General features: G+C 65.8%; 16 protein-coding genes and 1 pseudogene. 4 read left to right on the forward strand and 13 right to left on the reverse strand.

Annotated features, from left to right (window positions below):
* Nucleotides 1-85: 85 nt before the first annotated feature.
* Nucleotides 86-859 carry a hypothetical protein gene (locus ACZ9J7_RS17770; RefSeq protein ID WP_476211268.1) on the forward strand — a complete coding sequence of 258 codons (774 nt, stop codon included), beginning with the start codon at nt 86-88 and terminating at the stop codon, nt 857-859.
* On the opposite strand, the gene ACZ9J7_RS17775 is transcribed toward ACZ9J7_RS17770, so the two are convergent.
* The 9 genes from ACZ9J7_RS17775 to pdxT form a co-directional block, all read right to left on the reverse strand.
* Nucleotides 740-3,130, reverse strand: a complete 2,391-nt coding sequence (locus tag ACZ9J7_RS17775) for a RelA/SpoT family protein (RefSeq protein WP_476211269.1) — start codon at nt 3,128-3,130, stop codon at nt 740-742. The two genes, ACZ9J7_RS17770 and ACZ9J7_RS17775, sit on opposite strands and share 120 nt — an antisense overlap.
* A gap of 148 nt (nt 3,131-3,278) precedes the next feature.
* Entirely contained in the window at nt 3,279-4,286 is a 1,008-nt protein-coding gene (gene secF / locus ACZ9J7_RS17780) for a protein translocase subunit SecF (protein WP_476211270.1), read from the reverse strand.
* Complete coding sequence (gene secD / locus ACZ9J7_RS17785; RefSeq protein ID WP_476211271.1) at nt 4,286-6,040, reverse strand: protein translocase subunit SecD; 1,755 nt, start codon at nt 6,038-6,040, stop codon at nt 4,286-4,288. Before secD ends, secF begins: the two co-directional genes overlap by 1 nt.
* Nucleotides 6,041-6,139: 99 nt before the next feature.
* On the reverse strand, nt 6,140-6,547 hold the full coding sequence (yajC, locus tag ACZ9J7_RS17790) for a preprotein translocase subunit YajC (protein ID WP_476211272.1): 408 nt from the start codon (nt 6,545-6,547) through the stop codon (nt 6,140-6,142).
* A gap of 209 nt (nt 6,548-6,756) precedes the next feature.
* Nucleotides 6,757-7,842: a Holliday junction branch migration DNA helicase RuvB gene (gene ruvB, locus ACZ9J7_RS17795; protein ID WP_476211274.1), complete on the reverse strand. Its 1,086-nt coding sequence runs from the start codon at nt 7,840-7,842 to the stop codon at nt 6,757-6,759.
* Nucleotides 7,835-8,479: a Holliday junction branch migration protein RuvA gene (gene ruvA / locus ACZ9J7_RS17800; protein ID WP_476211275.1), complete on the reverse strand. Its 645-nt coding sequence runs from the start codon at nt 8,477-8,479 to the stop codon at nt 7,835-7,837. Before ruvA ends, ruvB begins: the two co-directional genes overlap by 8 nt.
* A 90-nt stretch (nt 8,480-8,569) precedes the next feature.
* The gene (ruvC, locus tag ACZ9J7_RS17805; RefSeq protein WP_141160324.1) at nt 8,570-9,148 is read right to left on the reverse strand and encodes a crossover junction endodeoxyribonuclease RuvC; all 579 of its coding nucleotides are present in this window, start codon (nt 9,146-9,148) and stop codon (nt 8,570-8,572) included.
* 68 nt (nt 9,149-9,216) lie between these two features.
* Nucleotides 9,217-9,972, reverse strand: a complete 756-nt coding sequence (locus ACZ9J7_RS17810; protein ID WP_141160323.1) for a YebC/PmpR family DNA-binding transcriptional regulator — start codon at nt 9,970-9,972, stop codon at nt 9,217-9,219.
* A 4-nt stretch (nt 9,973-9,976) separates the two neighbouring features.
* Nucleotides 9,977-10,687 (reverse strand): pyridoxal 5'-phosphate synthase glutaminase subunit PdxT, encoded by a 711-nt coding sequence (gene pdxT, locus ACZ9J7_RS17815; RefSeq protein ID WP_476211278.1) that lies wholly within the window; start codon nt 10,685-10,687, stop codon nt 9,977-9,979.
* A gap of 90 nt (nt 10,688-10,777) precedes the next feature.
* On the opposite strand from pdxT, the gene ACZ9J7_RS17820 reads away from it, so the two are divergent.
* Nucleotides 10,778-12,070, forward strand: coding sequence for a MurT ligase domain-containing protein (locus ACZ9J7_RS17820; RefSeq protein WP_476211279.1), 1,293 nt, complete (start codon nt 10,778-10,780; stop codon nt 12,068-12,070).
* Nucleotides 12,067-12,822: a type 1 glutamine amidotransferase gene (locus ACZ9J7_RS17825; protein WP_476211281.1), complete on the forward strand. Its 756-nt coding sequence runs from the start codon at nt 12,067-12,069 to the stop codon at nt 12,820-12,822. Before ACZ9J7_RS17820 ends, ACZ9J7_RS17825 begins: the two co-directional genes overlap by 4 nt.
* Nucleotides 12,823-12,838: 16 nt before the next feature.
* On the opposite strand, the gene ACZ9J7_RS17830 is transcribed toward ACZ9J7_RS17825, so the two are convergent.
* Nucleotides 12,839-14,209: a ferredoxin reductase family protein gene (locus tag ACZ9J7_RS17830; protein ID WP_476211283.1), complete on the reverse strand. Its 1,371-nt coding sequence runs from the start codon at nt 14,207-14,209 to the stop codon at nt 12,839-12,841.
* 167 nt (nt 14,210-14,376) lie between these two features.
* Between ACZ9J7_RS17830 and ACZ9J7_RS17835 the strand changes: the two are divergent.
* Nucleotides 14,377-16,390, forward strand: a pseudogene (locus ACZ9J7_RS17835) (M3 family metallopeptidase).
* Between the two features lie 288 nt (nt 16,391-16,678).
* Here the strand turns inward: ACZ9J7_RS17835 and pdxS are convergent.
* The 3 genes from pdxS to ACZ9J7_RS17850 form a co-directional block, all read right to left on the reverse strand.
* A complete protein-coding gene (gene pdxS, locus ACZ9J7_RS17840) occupies nt 16,679-17,605 on the reverse strand; it encodes a pyridoxal 5'-phosphate synthase lyase subunit PdxS (RefSeq protein ID WP_476211285.1) in 927 nt (308 codons plus the stop codon).
* 137 nt (nt 17,606-17,742) lie between these two features.
* Entirely contained in the window at nt 17,743-18,366 is a 624-nt protein-coding gene (pgsA, locus tag ACZ9J7_RS17845; protein ID WP_476211286.1) for a phosphatidylinositol phosphate synthase, read from the reverse strand.
* The gene (locus ACZ9J7_RS17850) at nt 18,356-18,943 is read right to left on the reverse strand and encodes an HIT family protein (protein WP_387565203.1); all 588 of its coding nucleotides are present in this window, start codon (nt 18,941-18,943) and stop codon (nt 18,356-18,358) included. Before ACZ9J7_RS17850 ends, pgsA begins: the two co-directional genes overlap by 11 nt.
* Nucleotides 18,944-18,946 lie beyond the last annotated feature (3 nt).

Genomic DNA, 18,946 nt, shown 5'->3' on the forward strand with positions numbered 1-18,946 from the left:
CTGTCGGAACAGGCCCGGTCCCGGTTATCCACATAACCCGGAGCGGGCCTGTTCCCGTTAATCGCGGTCCGGGCAGGATGGAGCCATGGGCACACCTCCAGGTTCATCCACCGCCGGCCAGGGCCGGGAACTCTCCGCTGCGGCGCCGCGGCAGGGATGCCCGGCCGGCGGGACGGAAACTGCCGCCCCGCCACGGTTTCCCGAACTCTATGCGCCGGGGAAGCCCTTCGCCGGCCCTGAACTCCAATCTCTGGCGGCCGACGGACTGCTGGCACGCTTCCACCACAATGGCTACACCCTGCCCGGGCTCCCCGCCTCGCCGCAGCTAAGGGCACGGGCGGCCGCGGGAGCCGTACCGGCGGCCATCCGGCAACGTGTGGTGGCCGGCCGGATGACGGCCGCCTGGATCTACGGCTGCGCGGCAGAACCGGACAGGCTGGCGCTGCTGGTGGACGCCAAGCGGCGCGTCTCCAGCCTGCGGAATACCCGCGGCTGCACACTGCACGAAGTAAAGCTCGGACCATTCGATGTGGTCAGCCTGGGCGGACTCATGGTCTCCAGCCCCCTGCGGACCGCCCTCGACATCGCCCTGCATGTGGAACCGGAACGCGCCGTGCCCGCCCTCGCCGGTTTGCTGGGCCGGCCCCAGCAGGATGTGCGGCTGCGGCTCCTGGTGCTTGCCATCGAGGCAACACCGCGGGTCCCACACAAGCGGGCTGCCCTGGAGAAGCTCGCCCAGCTAGCTCCGGCGCTTGTTTCCGGTAGTGCGGTAGACGTCGAACACCCCGTCGATCCTGCGGACGGCGCTGAGGACGTGGCTGAGGTACTTGGGGTCCCCCATCTCGAAAGCGAACTTTGAGATGGCCACCCTGTCCGTGGAGGTGTGGACGCTGGCGGCCAGGATATTGACGTGGTTGTCCGACAGGACCCGTGTGACATCCGAGAGCAAGGACTTGCGGTCCAGCGCCTCCACCTGGATTTCCACCAGGAAGACGCTCGACTGGGTGGGCGCCCAGTCCACATCCACGATCCGGTCAGGCTGGTCCTTCAGGTCCGAGATGTTGGTGCAGTCGGTGCGGTGCACGGAGACGCCCGAACCCCTGGTCACGAAGCCCAGGATCGGGTCGGGCGGAACGGGTGTGCAGCAGCGGGCCAGTTTCACCCACACGTCGCCAACGCCGCGGACCACCACACCGGAGTCGGAGAAGCGGGCCTTGCTGACCTGGCTGGGGATGCTGACCTCTTCGACGTCATCATCGGCACTCTCGTTGCCGCCCAGGCTTTCGATCAGCTTTTCCATGACGGACTGGGCGGATGTGTGCCCGTCGCCGACGCCGGCGTACAGGCCGGAGATGTCCGCGTATTTGAATTCCTCGGCCACCACGGCCAGGGCCTCGTGCGTCATCAACCGCTGCAGCGGCAGGTTCTGTTTCCGCATGGCGCGGGTCAACAGTTCCTTGCCGCGGTCGATCGCTTCTTCGCGGCGTTCCTTGCTGAACCACTGGCGGATCTTGTTGCGGGCGCGGGCGCTCTTAACGAAGTGCTGCCAGTCCTGGCTGGGTCCGGCCCCTTCGGCCTTGGAGGTGAAGATTTCCACCCAGTCGCCGTGGTTCAGTTCGCTGTTGAGCGGGACCAGCTTGCCGTTGACCCGTGCTCCGATGGTGCGGTGGCCCACCTCGGTGTGCACGGCGTAGGCGAAGTCCACCGGGGTTGAGCCGGCGGGCAGCGCCATGACCTCCCCCTTGGGCGTGAAGACGAATACTTCACGGGCGTTGATCTCAAAGCGCAGCGAGTCCAGGAACTCCCCGGGATCGGACGTTTCCTGCTGCCAGTCCACCAGGGAGCGCAGCCACCCCATGTCACCATCCCGGGGGCTTCCGGGACCCACCGCGGTGCGGTTGGGCTGGTCCTTGTACTTCCAGTGGGCGGCCACGCCATACTCCGCGCGGCGGTGCATTTCATGCGTGCGGATCTGGATCTCCACGGGTTTCCCGCCCGGACCGATCACGGTGGTGTGCAGGGACTGGTACATGTTGAACTTGGGCATCGCGATGTAGTCCTTGAACCTGCCCGGCAGGGGGTTCCAGCGCGAATGCATGGTGCCCAAGGCGGCGTAGCAGTCCCGGACGGAATCGACCAGGACGCGTACACCCATGAGGTCGTTGATGTCGTCAAAATCTTTGTCGCGGACAATCATCTTTTGGTAGATGGAGTAGTAGTGCTTGGGCCGGCCCGTGATGGTGGCCTTGATCTTGGCGGCGCGCAGGTCCTCGGTGATCTGGTCACGGATGACGCCCAGGCTCTTTTCCCGCTCGGGGGTCCGGTCCCCCACCATCCTGACGATTTCTTCGTACACCTTGGGATAGAGCGCGGCGAAGGACAGGTCCTCCAGCTCCCACTTGATGGTGTTCATGCCCAGGCGGTGCGCCAGCGGAGCGAAGATTTCCAGGGTTTCGCGGGCCTTGCGGGCAGATGATTCTGCCGACACAAAGCGCCAGGTGCGGGCGTTGTGCAACCGGTCCGCAAGCTTGATCATCAGGACGCGGATGTCCTTGGCCATGGCCACGACCATCTTGCGGACAGTCTCCGACTGGGCAGCCTCGCCGAAGCTGACCTTGTCCAGCTTGGTCACGCCGTCCACCAGCATGGCCACTTCCGGGCCGAAGTCCCGCTTCAGGTCAGCGAGGGTATAGGGGGTGTCCTCGACAGTGTCATGCAGCAGTGCCGCAGCCAGGGTTGTGCCGCTGAGGCCGAGCTCGGCCAGGATGGTGGCCACCGCCACCGGGTGGGTGATGTACGGGTCGCCACTCTTGCGCTTCTGCCCGCGGTGGCTGCGCTCGGCAACGTCGAAGGCGCGCTGGATGAGGTCGAAGTCCTCTTTGGGATTATTGGCCCGGACCGTTCGCAGGAGCGGTTCAAGGATGGGCGAATAGGTGGCTGTTCCGCGGCCGGTCAGGCGGGCCAGCCGGGACCGGGTGCGCTCCCTGCGGCCCGGAAACGTGGCGCGTGAACCCGAGTTGTCAACAGGAACCAGGGAACCCTGGCGCGCGGCGGATGGTGCACCGGCCTGCACGCCGGCAGCACTCTTTTCTTCCTCTGCCGTTGGCACCGACGCCGAACGCTCTTCCAATGAAGTACCCCTCACCACCGTTTAATTACCTCAGTCTATTCCTCCGGGCAGCGACTTTTATAACCGGGTGCTGACGCACAAAAGCCGGGCAAGCGCGGAGTGCGCGTTGCCCGGCTTTGAAGGAACGACGGTTGTCGTCGGCCGCTGATCAGGCCTTGGCCGGCGAGGCCGGAACTGAACGTTCCGTACGCCGTTGCTGGACACGCCGTGCCTGCTTGACCAGGTCCGGTTCGCCCTGGCGGAGCCACGCGTACAACGGGGCGGCGACGAAGATCGTCGCCGCGGTTCCGATCAGGATCCCGACGAACAAGGCCAGGGACAGGTCGCGGAGGGTTCCGGCGCCGAGGAGCCCGGCCCCGATGAACAGGATGGCGCCCACGGGGAGGATTGCCACCATCATGGTGTTGATGGAGCGCACCAGGGTCTGGTTGACGGCGAGGTTGACCTCCTCACCGAATGTCCGGCGTGTGGAGGCGTCGATTCCGGTGGTGTTCTCGCGGATCTTGTCGAAGACCACCACCGTGTCGTACAGCGAGTAGCTGAGGACGGTCAGGAACCCGATGATGGCTGACGGCGTGACCTCAAAGTCGCTGAGGGCATAAACGCCCGCTGTGATGAACATGGTCACGGCCATGCCGGCAAGCGCCGAGAGGGACATCTTCCACGTGCGGAAGTACAAGGCCATGAGCAGCGCCGCGAGGAGGACGAACACCACCAGGCCGATGAGCGCCTGCTTGGTCACGTCGGCACCCCAGGTGGGGCCAACGAACGTTGAGGTCACCTCGTTGTCAGTCACCCCGTAGGCCCCGGTGAGGCCCTGCTTGATCCGCAGGGTTTCATCGTCGGTCAGCTTGTCCGTCTGGATGCGCATGGTGTTTCCGGCCACGTTGGCCACGCGCGGAACACTGCCGGCCACGACGTCGGTCACGGCCTTCTCGCCGATGGTGGCGTCCGTTGTCTTGACGTTCGAGACCGTGAACTCGGAGCCTCCGCGGAACTCGATGCCGAGGTTGAAGCCGCCCTTGGCCACCGGGATGATGATGGACAGTGCCACTCCCACCAGGGCGATGATGAACCAGATCTTCTTGGCCCCTACAAAGTCGTAGGAACGCTTTCCGGTGTAGAGTTGGTTGCCGAATGTAGCGAAGCCTGACATTACTTGTCCTCCTTCGCGGACGTCTTGGAGGAGCCGGCAAGCTGTTCCTGCTTCTCCGCAAGGCGCCGTTCGGCGATGGTCATGCGGCGCTCGGCTTCGGCCGCTGCGCCGGTGTTCTTGGTGCGGACCACCACGGGCTTGTCCTCGCTAGTGCGGACACGGCCTGCGCCGCGGTACAGCGGCACGGCGCCCAGCCGCTCCGGGTCCAGGCCGGAGAACTTGTGGCCTTCACCGAAGAACCGGGTACGGGCCAGCAGCTGCAGCGTGGGGTGGGTGAACATGAATACCACGATGAGGTCGGCGATGGCCGTCAGGCCCAGCGTGAACGCAAAGCCACGGACGTTGCCTACCGCCACGAAGTACAGGACGAGGGCGGCCAGGAGGTTGACGGCCTTGGAGGCAAGAACCGTGCGCTTGGCACGCTTCCAGCCGTTTTCGACGGCGGACACCAGTCCGCGCCCTTCGCGCAGTTCGTCGCGGATCCGCTCGAAGTAGACGATGAAGGAGTCGGCGGTCTGGCCGATGGCCACGATGATGCCGGCAACGCCTGCCAGTGACAGCCGGTAATTCTCCGTCCAGCCCAGGATCGCGATTGCCAGGTACGTCAGGGCACCGGCCACTACCAGCGAGGCAATGGTGACGAAGCCCAGGGCCCGGTACTGGAACAGTGAATAGACCACCACGAGCAGGAGCCCGATGAGGCCGGCCAGCAGGCCCATGCGAAGCTGTTCACCACCGAGCGTCGCGGAGATCTGCTGTTCGCTCTGGATGTCGAAGCTGATGGGAAGGGCGCCGAACTTCAACTGGTCGGACAGCGCCTTGGCCGTCTGCTCGGTGAAGCCGCCGGTGATCTGCGGGCGCCCGTCAGTGATGACGGCCAGCGAACGCGGGGCGGAAATGACCTGGTCGTCCAGCACAATGGCGAACTGGGATTTGGGGTCGGTGCCGGACTCGCCGCCGGCAGCCACGTAGAACTGGTTCAGGCGCTGGGTAACGTCCTTGAACTTGGCCGTGCCGTCGGCGTCGAACTGGATGTTGACAGCCCAGTCGTTGGTAACGGCGCCCTGCGCACCCTGCTGCAGCTGGAAGGACGAGGTAACAATGTTCGTCCCTTTTACCTCGACCGGGCCAAGGATGTATTTGATGGCCGGGGACTTGTCAGTGGCCGGCTCACAGGTCACCAGGGGCTTGGTGGGATCGGAGCGCTGGGACTTCTCTGGAGCGCTGTTGCAGTCCAGTGCTTCGAACTGCTTGTAGATCTCCGGAGTGATCCAGTTGGTGTCACTGCTGTTGGCCGGCTCGGCCGTGGGCTTGGGCAGCTGGTCGTCGGGGGTTTGCTTCTCCGGCGGCACCGCTGCGCCGTCGCCGTTGAGGAGGACCGGACGGAAGTTCATGTCCGCGGAAGCCTGGATCAGGTTCCGGGTTTCCGCTGAGGGCGTGCCGGGAAGGCTGACCACCACGTTGCGCCCTGACTGGGTGCTGATTTCGGCTTCGGACACGCCGGAGCCGTCAACGCGCTGCCGGATAATCGCCACGGCCTGGTTGAGCTGCTGTTCGTTGATGTCCGAACCGCCCTCCACCTTGGGCGCCAGGATCATCTGGGTGCCGCCCTCGAGGTCCAGGGCCAGTTTGGGTGCCCAGCTGGCCTGCCCAGCGACGGTGCCGCCGGCCAGGACTGCGGTCAGCGCTGCGAGAAGTACGCCAAGCCAGACCAGGACGCGGAGCCCTGGTTTCTTGCGGCCAGTTCGTGCCATTGTCGATCTTTCTCTTATTCGCGGAAGAACCGCCGTCGCGGGTTGTTACCTGCGCCGGCGGCGGTCCGCAGCGGTAGAGGGTGGAAGGGGCCGGCAGGCCTAGCTGTCCTTCTTGCCCTCATCGTTGAGGCGCTTCAGGGTTTCTTCCGGGATCTCGGTACCCGTGGCGGTGCTCCCGGCTTCCGGGGCGGTCAGTGAGGATGCGTCATCCGGCACTACCGGCGCAGCCTCGGCAGGTTCGACAGTGGCCTCCGCGGCAGGCTCGACGACCTTGGTGACTGCCTGGCGGTGGACGGTGGCCAGGTTGCCGGGGGAAAGTTCAAGGGTGACCTTGTTGTCGGCGTCGTCGATGTCTACGATCCGGCCGAAAAGGCCAAAGCTGGTCATGACCTCCACGCCCGGGCCAAACTTCGACTGGAGCTCTGCCTGCTGCTGCTGCGTCTTCTTGTTGCGGCGGAACATCATGAAGATGAACACGCCGAGCATGACGAACAGGAGAATTGACATTGGATCCAAGGGGAATTCCGTTCTTTTGCGTGGTGCTGCTGGTTTTCCAGCGACGTCGGCCTCGCTTCGGCCGGGGTGGTTGGCTGCGCAGGCAGGACGCCTGACAAGTCCTTCCCCAAGCGACGGGGGCGTCAGGGCCACCCGCGAAACAAAGACCCGAGCGTGCCGGGCGTCATACCAGTCTAAAGGGAAAAGCTGAACGGAGCCTGCTATTGGCTCTCCGGGGCCCAGTCCCCGGCTGCTTCGGCGTCCCCGCCGGGTTCGAAAAGGTCCAGCTGTTCCTGCGCGAAGACGCCGGACGGAATGGCGTACCCCAGGTGGGTCCAGGCCGGCGCCATCGCGATCCTGCCCCGGGGCGTACGTCCCAGCAGGCCTTCGCGGACCAGGAAAGGCTCGGCCACGGTTTCCACCGTTTCGGTTTCCTCACCCACCGCGATGGCAAGCGTGGACAGGCCAACGGGACCGCCGCCGAACTTGGTAATCAGGGCGTCGAGGACGGCCCGGTCCAGCCGGTCCAGCCCCTTCTTGTCCACCTCGTACATGTCGAGGGCGGCGGAGGCGGCCCGGGCGTCGATTTGCTCGACTCCGTGCACCAGTGCCCAGTCCCTGACCCGGCGCAGCAGGCGGTTGGCGATACGCGGCGTGCCGCGCGAACGGCCGGCGATTTCGGCGAATCCTGCGGAGTTGACCTTGAGGTCCAGCAGTCCGGCTGAACGGCGCAGGACCAGCTCCAGCTCCGCGACGGAGTAGAACTCGAGGTGCCCGGTGAAGCCGAACCGGTCGCGCAACGGCCCCGGGAGCAGCCCGGCCCGGGTGGTGGCACCTACCAGGGTGAACGGCGGCAGCTCCAGTGGAATGGCGGTGGCACCGGCGCCCTTGCCCACCACGATGTCGACGCGGAAGTCCTCCATGGCCATGTACAGCATTTCCTCGGCGGGCCGCGACATGCGGTGGATCTCATCGAGGAACAGGACCTCGCCCTCTGACAGCGAGGACAGGATGGCGGCGAGGTCTCCGGCATGCTGGATGGCAGGGCCGCTGCTGAGGCGCAAGGGAGCGTTCATTTCCGCGGCCACGATCATGGCGAGGGTGGTCTTGCCCAGGCCCGGCGGACCAGAAAACAGCACGTGGTCCGCGGTGCGTCCACGCATCCGGGAAGCCTGCAGCACCAGCGAGAGTTGCTTCCGTACCCGGTGCTGGCCCACGAAATCATCAAGGTTCTTGGGCCGCAGGGCCGCTTCGATGGCCCGCTCCTCCGGCTCCTCCCCCGCTGCGACCAGTGACGGTTCAGCCACGGGTGCCTACGCGGTTGCCGGCCCGGGCCCCGTCCTGGCCCAGCCACCGGAGGGTGGTCCGCAGGATTTCCGGCACGTTGCCGCGGAACGATACTTCCGGATCATCGGCGAGGGCCTTGTCGATGCTGGCTGAGGCGTCTTTTTCGGACCAGCCAAGGCTGGTCATGGCGGCCACCACCTGGGGCTTCCAGGCAGCTTCGGCAGGGGTGGCGACGCCGGCAGCTGCGGGGGTTCCGTGCGGGACGAGCTTCCCGGCCAGCTCCAGCACGATTCGGCCGGCCACCTTGGGCCCGATCCCGGGAACCTTGGTGAAGGTCTTGCTGTCCCCGGTATGCGCGGCAACCCGGACCGCTTCAGGATCGTGGACGGCAAGCACGGCGAGTGCCAGCCGGGGGCCGACCCCGCTGACGCTGAGCAGGACGTCAAAGACTTCCCGTTCGTCGTCGGAAGAAAAGCCGAAGAGCGTCAGCGAGTCCTCCCGGACAATCAAGGACGTGAACAGCTGGCCCTCTTCGCCCACGCGCAGCCGGCTGAGCGTCTGCGGAGTGGCGTTGACGCTCAGCCCGGCACCGTTGAGGTCAATCACGGCCGTGGACAGGCCTACGTGCGCTACGGTTCCGCGGAGGAAACTGATCAAAGCCGGGCTCCCGTTGTACTGCCGGACTCGTAAGCGAGAACCCGGCTATCCGAACATATCTACGAATACCCTAGCAAGCGGCAGGGACAATCAGCGTGCACGGCGCGCTTTCGCCTCGGCTTCCGCCCAGGCCCGCTGGGCCGGCGTGAGGGCCGAACTGCCGGGACCGGTGGTGGCCACGGCGGCCCCGCTCCCGGCCCGCCATGCATGGGTGATGGCCAGCGCCAGCGCATCGGCGGCGTCAGCCGGCCGGGGCGGAGCGTCAAGCCGGAGGATCTTGGTGACCAGCTTGGTTACGGCATCCTTGTTCGAGGTTCCGCTCCCGGTCACGGCCGCCTTGACTTCCGACGGCGTATGCAGCGCCACCGGGATGCCGCGGCGGGCCGCCGCGGCGATCACCACGCCGGACGCCTGGGCCACACCCATCACCGTGCTGACGTTGAGCTGCGAGAACACGCGTTCGACGGCGAGGACTTCCGGTTCGTAGCGGTCCAGCCACTCGTCGATGGCCGTGGCGATCACCAGCAGGCGCCGGTCAAGGGTCTCGTCCGGGGACGTGCCCACGACCCCTACCGCCACCATGCTGGCCCGCCGGTTGCGTTCAACATCCACCACGCCGATGCCGCAACGGGTGAGGCCGGGGTCTACGCCGAGGACACGGAGGGTCACTTCCGGCCCGCCGCGGCCGGCGGGCCGGGGCGGGCCTTGCGTGGTGGTTTAGCTGGCAAAGCCGGACGTCATTCTGATTCCAGGGCGGCCTGGACTTCGTCGCTGAGGTCGGCGTTGCTGTAGACGTTCTGCACGTCGTCGAGTTCCTCCAGGGCGTCTGCCAGCTTCAGGAACTTCCGGGCGCCGTCGACATCGAGTTCCACCTGCATGGAAGGAACGAACTCAACTTCATCAGTGTCGTATTCAATGCCGGCTTCAGCCAGTGCTTCGCGGATGGCCTGGAGGTCACCCGGTTCCGAATGGATCTCGAAGGTCTCGCCGTTGTCCTTGACTTCCTCCGCGCCCGCGTCCAGCACGGCCATCAGGACGTCGTCCTCGCTCAGGCCGTTCTTGGGCAGGTTCACCACGCCCTTGCGGGTGAAGAGGTAGCTGACCGAACCCGGGTCGGCGATGGTTCCGCCGTTGCGGGAGATGGCAAGGCGGACTTCGGAAGCAGCCCGGTTCTTGTTGTCGGTGAGGCACTCGATCAGCAGGGCGGAGCCCTGGGGGCCGCGGGCCTCGTACATGATTTCGGTGTAGTCCACCACTTCACCGGTCAGGCCGGCGCCGCGCTTGATGGCGCGGTCAATGTTGTCGTTAGGGACCGAGGTCTTCTTGGCCTTGGTCACGGCAAGTTCCAGGCCGGGGTTGCCGGCGAGGTCCGGTCCGCCCATGCGGGCGGCAACTTCGATGTTCTTGATCAGCTTGGCGAACGACTTGGCGCGGCGGCTGTCAATGATCGCCTTTTTGTGCTTGGTCGTTGCCCATTTGGAGTGGCCTGACATGGCTTTACGCTTCTCCTCTGATCATTCGGATAAAAAGTTCGTGTACGCGTTTTTCGCCGGTCACTTCCGGGTGGAAGGAGGTGGCCAGCAGCTGGCCGGAACGCACTGCGACAATTCTAGCCGCCCCGGGGAGCGCTGCGGCGTGCGATGCCTGGCCGGGGTCCGCAGGTTCCACCTGGGCCAGGACCTCCACGTCCGGCCCCGCCCGTTCCACCCAGGGGCCGCGGATGAAGACGGCGTGCACCGGTTCCACCCCCGAAGCGGTCGCGCTGAAGTCCAGTCCCTTGAAGTCCAGATCCGTTTCGAAGGACTCCCGCTGCCGGCCGAAAGCATTGCGGCGGACGGTGATGTCCAGGCCGCCAAAGGTCTGCTGCGGGGCGCCGGAAAGGTCGGTGGCAGGATCGGCGATGTCTGCGGCCAGCAGGATCATTCCCGCGCAGGAGCCATAGACGGGAAGGCCCTCGGCAATGTACTTGCGCAGGGGGTCCGCAAGGTCGAAGGCACGCGCCAGCTTATCGATCGTGGTGGATTCGCCACCGGGAATGATGAGGCCGTCCAGGCCATCCAGCTCAGCCGGCCGGCGGACCGCGATGCCCTGTGCGCCGGTGGCTTCCGCGGCGCGCAGGTGCTCGCGGAAGTCGCCCTGGAGGGCCAGGACACCAATCCGAAGGCCCGAGCCCACGCGCGCAGGATCAGCAGAAGGGGGGTTTGTCATCCTTCCAGCATACGGTCCCGGCCTGCCGGTTGCTGCAGGCAGGTGGCCCCCGGCAAAGGTTGCATGCCGCTGCTGGGATATATTCGAAACATGGTCTTCTTCAGTGTTCCGCTCGGCAAGCTGGTCCGCAGGGTCTCCCGGCTGCGCGGCGGCGGCTCCGCACTTCCAGGCCTGGTGGTGGAGAAAATCGACCCCGGCTTCATGCGGCGGACACTCACCACCCTTCCCCACGGCGTGGCTGTGGTCAGCGGCACCAACGGCAAGACCACCACCACCAAAATGGTGGTTGAACTGCTGGAAAGCCAGGGCCTGAAGGTATTCACCAACCGGACCGGCAGCAACTTCACCAGGGGCGTGGCGGCGGCCCTCCTCGGCGAAGTGGACTGGCGCGGCAGGCTGGACGCGGACATTGCCGTCCTGGAACTTGACGAGGCCCACGCCGTCCATTTCGTCAACAGTGTCCCGCCCCGCTATTGCCTGCTGCTCAATGTGCTGCGCGACCAGCTGGACCGCTTTGGCGAGATCGACAAGACCGCACAGCTGCTCCAGCACATCGCCGCCAAGACCACGGGAACGGTGGTCCTGAACCGTGAGGACCCGCGTGTTGCCAGGATCGCGGAAACGCTGACCGGGCAGGACGTCAAGTACTTCGGCCTCGACGATTCCCTGCTGGCCACCTTCCCCAACGACGATGACATGCGCGCCGCTCCCGGGAGCCCCGCCCCGGCGGGCCTGCCCGCAAAGCCGCAGGCCGACGTCGTACTCCGCAAGGTGGGCGCGGACAGCGCCGAATTTGAGTACGACGGCGGTACGGTCACCACCGGGATGAAGCTGCGCGGCGTCTACAACATCTTCAATGCGGCCGCGGCACTGACCCTCGCCCGCAGCATTTGCGGGGGCGGCGCCGCCACTACGAACCACGAAACCCTGCTGCAGGCGCTGTCCCAGGTGGCACCCGCCTTCGGCCGCGGTGAGAGCCTGACGGTGGATGGGCAGCCCCTGGACCTCGTGCTGGTGAAGAACCCCAGCGGCTTCCGGCTGGGGCTGAAGTCCTTCCCCGCAAGCGGCTACGCCACCATGATCGCCATTAACGACAACTACGCGGACGGCCGGGACATGTCCTGGCTGTGGGACGTGGAATTCGATTCGCTTCGCGGCGGCGGTGTGGACCTGCTGACCGGGTCGCGCGCCTACGACATGGCACTGCGGCTGCAGTACGACGAAGTCCCGGTGGGCGTCGTGGACACCGACATCCCCGAGGCCCTTGCCGCCTTTATCCGGGAAGGCCAGGGCAAACCCAAGCGGATCTTCTGCACCTACACCGCCATGCTCGCCATCCGCCGCGAACTGTCCAAAATCACCACCGTGGAGGTTGTCTCATGAGTCCGGCAGAAGCAACGGAAGCTGGCAACCAGTCCAAAGGCACCCTTCGGGTAGTCCAGTTGTACCCGCGGGACATGAACATATACGGAGACTGGGGCAATGCCCTGGTCCTCCAGCGCCGCATCGCCTGGCACGGCTATACGCCCGAACTGCTCGAGTACAACGTGGGCGACCCCTTCCCCGAGGACGTGGACATCATCGTCGGCGGCGGCGGGCAGGACAGCGGGCAGCTGGTCATCCAGGACGACCTGCAGGCCCGGGCCGGCCACTTGAAGGAGCTGGCCGAGGACGGCGCCCCCATGCTGGTGATCTGCGGCCTGTACCAGCTTTTTGGCAGGTTCTTCAAAACCCGCACCGGCACCGTCATTCCGGGCATCGGCGTCCTGGACGTGGAAACGCACGGCACGGATGAGCGCCTGATCGGCAACGTCAAGGTCTCAACCACCGAGTTCGGCGAGGTCCTGGGCTACGAAAACCACAGCGGCCAGACCACCCTGGGCAGCGGCGTACGCCCGCTGGGAACCGTGGCAAAAGGGACGGGAAACAACAGCAACGACGGCCAGGAAGGGGCTCGGTACCGCAACATCGTAGCCAGCTACCTGCACGGTTCCCTGCTTCCCAAGAACCCTGCCATCGCCGACTTCCTCATCCGCACCGCCGCGGAGCGCAAGTTCGGCAGCTTCTCCCCCGGCAGCCCTGACGACACCTATGCGGTCCTGGCACGGGAGCACGCCGGACGCCGGCCCCGTTAGGCGGCAACTGCCTGGATTACCGCCACTGGAAGTACTCCCGGTGGATGTTGGCCCGGCGGACACCGGCTGCCCGGAAGGCCCTGCGGAACTGCCGCAGCATGGCATCGGGTCCACCCATGAAGACGGACAGCTGACGTGGCTCCGTGTCCACAGCCGCAAGGACCGCTTCCGGAGTCAGCCTCCCGTCTGTTTCGGTGTCGACCACATGGATATGAAGCCACGGGTGGTTCCTGGCGGTGGCGAGGATCTCCTCGGCAAACGGTGAGGGGCCGGCCGAGGTAACGAAGAAGTGCACCTCCCCGGGCACGTCCGCCCCCGCTGTTTCCAGCGACCGCACCCAACTGAGGAAGGGTGTGATCCCCACGCCGCCGGCGATCCAGACCTGGCGGGCAGTGCCCCTGTGCCGGTCAAAGCGGCCGTAGGGGCCGCCCACAACGGCAGGCATTCCCGGCTGGACCACGTCGGGCAGCCGTGTGGTGTGGTCTCCCAGCGCTTTGACCGTGATGCTGATTCCACCTTCCGGTGCGGGACCCGAGATGGAAAAAGGGTGCCGCTGCCAGCCGTCCGCCGTTTCAAGGTAGACCATGGCGAACTGCCCGGGTTTGAACTCCAGCGGACGGCCCAGTGGCCGGAGGGCTACTTCCACCAAGTCTGCAGCGACCGGGCGGACACCGGCCACTTGGTAGTCGTGATGGGGCAGGAACCGCCGCGCCAGCAGTTCCCGGTAAACGTAGAACGCCATCCCCGTTCCGCCAATTGCCACATAACTCCACCGCAGGCCGGGCGCCGCCTCAAACGCGCTGGCGTCGAACAGTCCGTGCAGGAAGCCGGCTGCGACGAACAGCCCTGTGAGGCGGTGGAAGCCGCGCCAGCGTTCATAACCGCCCAGCAGCCGTACCACCAGGCGGACTCCTTTGGCCTGCAGCGCTGCAACGACCAGGCGCCTGGCCGGGGCGGGCAGCATGGTCCGCCAACGCGGCAGCACCGCCCACACCACCAGGGCGGCCAAGCCGGATATGGCCACCACCGCCAGCGTCTTTCCCACGCTTGTTGCCTCCGGGTTTGAGGCCAGCTCGATGTGCGGCAGAAGCAGGACAGTAGCCGTTATGGCCGCACGGCGGTGCCAGATGGCGGCGTGGTCAATTCCACCAAACACCGGTTCCACGTGCGGAAGGGTGCTGACCAGGACCAGGGCGACGGAATACAGCAGCACCGATTCACCGCCGAAGAGCTGGCCCACGTGCCTAAGCAACGGTTCGCCCGCCGGCCGCGCCAGGTACCAGAAGATGCCGTAAGCGGCCACGACGACAGTTATTGCGCCCGGACCGATCCATCGGAGCGGGATACCCAGGAAGGCAGCTGCCGGCGTCGTTCCATGGTTGCTCATTGAGCAAGGTCCCTTCGTCACTGCCAATCCCGTGAGCCTGCCCTGCAGGACGCGCGAAACGGGGTCCGGACCGGACCCCATAGCCGCAATTGTAGGTATGCCGGCTGGGAGCACCACGCCCATTGCATGTGATTGAGAAGCGCGCCCCGCTGTGAAAGGTTTAGCCCATGACCAACCCGCTCCTTGCCGCCAGCCCCCTGCCCTATGGCCTCCCCCCCTTTCGAGGCCCTCACCGCAGGCCAGTACGGCGCCGCAATCGAAGAAGGATTGGCAGCACACCTGGCCGAGATCCAGGCCATCACCGGCAACACCCAGCCGGCAACCTTCGAAAACACGGCCCTGGCCATGGAACGCTCCGGGCAGCTCCTTAACAGGGCAGCCGCAGCGTTTTACACCCTGGTGTCAGCGGACGCCTCCGCGGAGATCCGGGAACTTGAGACCAGGCTTTCGCCGCGCTTCCCGGCCCACGAGGACGAGGTGTACCTCAATAGAGCTTTATACGAGCGGTTTGCCGCCATCGATACGGACGGCCTGGATCCCGAATCAGCGCGCCTGGTGGAGGAGTACCTCAAGGAGTTCCGCCAATCCGGCATCCAGCTCTACGCACCGGGCCAGGAGCGGCTGCGTGCCATCAACGCGGACCTGGCACGGCTGGGCACGGAGTACGGCCAGCGGGTCAAGGAAGGGATGAAGTCTGCGGCGCTGCTGTTGGAGGACGCCGGCGAGCTCGCAGGCCTGCCCGCTGACGACGTCGCCACCGCCGCGGAAGCAGCCCGCACTGCCGGGCACGAAGGCAAGTACCTGCTCACCCTGGTGCAGCCCGGCAACCAGCCTGCCCTGGCCTCGCTCGAGAACCGGGACGTCCGCCGTCGCCTGTTCGAGGCATCCGTGGCAAGGGGCAGCGGCGGCGGAAACCTGGATGTCCTGGACCTCGCCAAGGACATGGCCGGGTTGCGGGCCGAAAAGGCCCAACTGCTGGCTTTCGCGAACTACGCCGAACTTGTCGCGGACCGCCAGACGGCGCCGGATTTTGCGGCGGTGCAAACGATGCTGGGCCGGATGGCGCCGGCGGCTGTCCGCAACGCCGACGCCGAGGCAGCTGCCCTGGCGGACGTCGCCGGTCATCCCCTGGAGGCCTGGGACTGGGCTTACTATTCGGCAAAGGTACGGCGGGAGAAGTACGACGTTGATGAGCAGGCCCTCCGTCCGTACTTTGAGCTGGACCGGGTGATCACGGATGGAGTGTTCTTTGCCGCCACGGCGCTGTACGGGATCACCTTCCACCAGCGGCCCGACCTGACGGCCTACCACCCGGACGTCCGGATCTGGGAAGTCCGGGACGGGGACGGAACCGGGCTGGGGCTCTTCCTGGGCGACTACTACGCGCGTGAAAGCAAACGCGGCGGAGCGTGGATGAACTCGCTCGTGGACCAGTCGGGACTGCTGGGCACCAGGCCCGTGGTGACCAATACGCTCAACATTTCCAAGCCGCCGGCGGGCGAGCCGACGCTCCTCACCCTGGACGAGCTCCGGACCCTGTTCCACGAGTTCGGCCACGCGCTGCACGGCCTGTTTTCCAGCGTCACGTACCCCCGCTTCTCCGGCACCTCCGTGCCGCGGGACTTCGTGGAGTATCCCTCGCAGGTCAACGAAATGTGGATCATGTGGCCAGAGGTGTTATCCAACTTCGCGCGCCACCACGTCACCGGCGAACCCCTTCCCCGGGACGTTGTGGACCGCCTGGAGGAATCCCGGCTCTGGGGCGAAGGGTTTGCCACCACCGAGTACCTGGGCGCAGCCCTCCTGGACCTGGCGTGGCACACGCTGGAGCCGGGCGACGTTCCGGATGATGCCCTGGAGTTTGAGGCAAAAGCCCTGGCTGCGGCAGGGATTGCGCATCCGTTGATCCCGCCGCGCTACCGGACGGGCTACTTCCAGCACATCTTCGCCGGCGCCGGCTACGCCGCGGGCTACTACTCCTACATCTGGAGCGAGGTGCTGGACGCCGAGACGGTCGACTGGTTCACGGAAAACGGTGGCCTCACCAGGGCCAACGGCGACCGCTTCCGGCAGGAACTGCTCAGCCGCGGCAACAGCCGGGACCCCCTGGAGTCCTTCCGGATCCTGAGGGGCCGCGAAGCCGGGCTGGACCCCCTGCTCAAGCGCCGCGGCCTCGAGTAACCCCCATCGATTGCTCCGTAAACGCCGTTTTGAGCCTCCAAAAGGGCCGTTACGGAGCAATCGACGGGGTTTCAACAAGCTCAACCAACAACGACACCGGTCCCCCACCTAAAAAGGTGAGGGACCGGCGTCGTAAGTTAAAAACAAAGCCGAAGCGCCAGGCGGTGGTGATCCGGCAGCGTGCGTAAAAGGGGCCCCGCGTCCCGGCTCGCCGCGAAGCGGCTTTAGCGGGACGCGGGGAATAGCACGCAGAGGATCAGCGCCGCCGGGCGCCCCACAACAGCGAAATTACCAGCCGCGCTCAGCCAGGCGGTGCGGCTGGGGGATCTCGTCGACGTTGATGCCCACCATGGCTTCGCCCAGGCCGCGGGAGGCCTTGGCGATGACGTCGGGGTCGTCGAAGAAGGTGGTGGCCTTGACGACGGCGGCGGCGCGCTGGGCGGGGTTGCCGGACTTGAAGATGCCGGAGCCGACGAAGACGCCGTCGGCGCCGAGCTGCATCATCATGGCAGCGTCAGCGGGGGTGGCGATGCCGCCTGCGGTGAACAGGACCACGGGGAGCTTGCCGGCAGCGGCGACTTCCTTGACCAGTTCGTACGGGGCCTGAAGTTCCTTGGCGGCCACGTACAGCTCGTCCTCGGGCAGTGCGGTGAGCTTGGCGATCTCGGAGCGGATCTTGCGCATGTGCCCGGTGGCGTTGGAGACGTCGCCGGTGCCGGCCTCGCCCTTGGACCGGATCATGGCCGCACCCTCGTTGATGCGGCGCAGGGCCTCACCGAGGTTGGTGGCACCACAGACGAAGGGAACCTTGAAGTTCCACTTGTCGATGTGGTTGACGTAGTCGGCCGGGGTGAGCACCTCGGACTCGTCGATGTAGTCGACGCCGAGGGACTGCAGGACCTGGGCCTCCACGAAGTGGCCGATGCGGGCCTTTGCCATCACCGGGATGGACACGGCGTCGATGATCTGGTCGATCATGTCGGGATCGGACATGCGGGACACGCCGCCTTGGGCGCGGATATCAGCCGGAACACGCTCCAGCGCCATGACTGCCACGGCACCGGCGTCTTCGGCGATGCGGGCCTGTTCGACGTTGACGACGTCCATGATGACGCCGCCCTTGAGCATCTCGGCCATGCCACGCTTCACGCGGCTGCTGCCCGTGACGCTGTTCGCGGACGAACCGGCCTCGTTGCTTACATCAGGTGTAGACACAAAAACCCCTATGGGTAGACAGATGATCTTCGCCGGGCATGCGGCGGCAGCTGCCGGAGGTGCACGCACGGGTTGCCGGGTCGCTTGACCGGGCACTTATATACTAGACCCCCGCTGCACGGCAGGCTTAATCATGCTTAATCAGCGGGCGTAGGCTCCGCCAGAGCCTGCCGGCGCACCGAAAGAACGCGCTGTACCACAGTGACGAGGCTCGCCGCCGCCAGGAGGACAAGGGTCGCCAGGAGCACCACCTCCGGCAGCCCCAGTCCGGTCAGGCCTGTGACCACCAGCACCGAAACCAGGCGTTCGGCCCGCTCAGCGATGCCGACGTTGGCGGTAAACCCCAGCGACTCTGCCTTGGCACGGGCGTACGAGACCACCATGCCCAGCACCAGGCACAGCAGGGCGCAGACGGCGATGGCCGCGTTGGTGCCTCCGGTGAAGAACCAAATGGACACCCCGGCGAAGAGTGCACCGTCGGCGATGCGGTCAAGCGTGGAGTCGAGGAAGTTTCCCCAGCGGCTTTTGACGTTCTGCATCCTGGCCATGATGCCGTCCAGGACATCGGAAAAAATGAAGGCGGTAATGAAGACCGTCCCCCAGAAAAGCTGGCCCAGCGGGTAGAAAACCAGGGCTCCGGCGGCAACCCCGGCGGTTCCGAGAATGGTTACCGCGTCCGGGGAGACACCGATTTTCAGGAGCCAGCGGGCCAGCGGGGTGAACAGTGCGGTGAAGAAACCGCGGGCATGCCTATTCAGCATCCGATTCCCCGGGCCAGGCGTCAGCCACTTGCTGCCGGACCTCGTCAAGGGTCTGGGTGATGGCTTTGGTCTGGGCGATGATGGGGAAGAAATTCCCGTCCCCGCCCCAGCGCGGCACAATGTGCTGGTGCAGGTGTGCGGAGATTCCCGCACCACCAACCACGCCCTGGTTCATGCCCAGGTTGAAGCCGCCGGGATTGGAGACCTTTCGGAGGACCCGCATGGCGGTCTGGGTGAGTTCGGCGAACTCCGCTGTTTCCTCGACCGTGAGGTCGGTGTAATCCGGGATGTGCCGGTAGGGGCAAACCAGCAGGTGGCCCGGGTTATAGGGGAACAGGTTCAGCACCACATAGCAGGTCCGGCCACGGTAGACGATGAGCGCTTCTTCGTCTGTGCGGGCGGGGCCGACGCAGAACGGGCAGTCGTCCTCATTTTTGAACTGGTGCTGGCCGCCCTTGATGTAGGCCATGCGGTGCGGAGTCCACAGGCGCTGGAAGGCGTCCGGGACACCGGCGAGGGCAAAGTCGTCGGTAACGCCGGCATCGCCTGGATATCCTGCGCCTGTGTTCTCCTGCACTGT

This window comes from Pseudarthrobacter sp. TE9888, from assembly GCF_056279345.1.

Excerpts from the sequence above, each read along its gene's own strand:
- ACZ9J7_RS17770 (WP_476211268.1), top strand. The coding sequence starts at position 86 with ATGGGCACACCTCCAGGTTCATCCACCGCCGGCCAGGGCCGGGAACTC.
- secF (WP_476211270.1), bottom strand. The coding sequence starts at position 4,286 with ATGTCAGGCTTCGCTACATTCGGCAACCAACTCTACACCGGAAAGCGT.
- secD (WP_476211271.1), bottom strand. The coding sequence starts at position 6,040 with ATGGCACGAACTGGCCGCAAGAAACCAGGGCTCCGCGTCCTGGTCTGG.
- yajC (WP_476211272.1), bottom strand. The coding sequence starts at position 6,547 with ATGTCAATTCTCCTGTTCGTCATGCTCGGCGTGTTCATCTTCATGATG.
- ACZ9J7_RS17810 (WP_141160323.1), bottom strand. The coding sequence starts at position 9,972 with ATGTCAGGCCACTCCAAATGGGCAACGACCAAGCACAAAAAGGCGATC.
- pdxT (WP_476211278.1), bottom strand. The coding sequence starts at position 10,687 with ATGACAAACCCCCCTTCTGCTGATCCTGCGCGCGTGGGCTCGGGCCTT.
- ACZ9J7_RS17820 (WP_476211279.1), top strand. The coding sequence starts at position 10,778 with ATGGTCTTCTTCAGTGTTCCGCTCGGCAAGCTGGTCCGCAGGGTCTCC.
- ACZ9J7_RS17825 (WP_476211281.1), top strand. The coding sequence starts at position 12,067 with ATGAGTCCGGCAGAAGCAACGGAAGCTGGCAACCAGTCCAAAGGCACC.
- ACZ9J7_RS17830 (WP_476211283.1), bottom strand. The coding sequence starts at position 14,209 with ATGAGCAACCATGGAACGACGCCGGCAGCTGCCTTCCTGGGTATCCCG.
- pgsA (WP_476211286.1), bottom strand. The coding sequence starts at position 18,366 with ATGCTGAATAGGCATGCCCGCGGTTTCTTCACCGCACTGTTCACCCCG.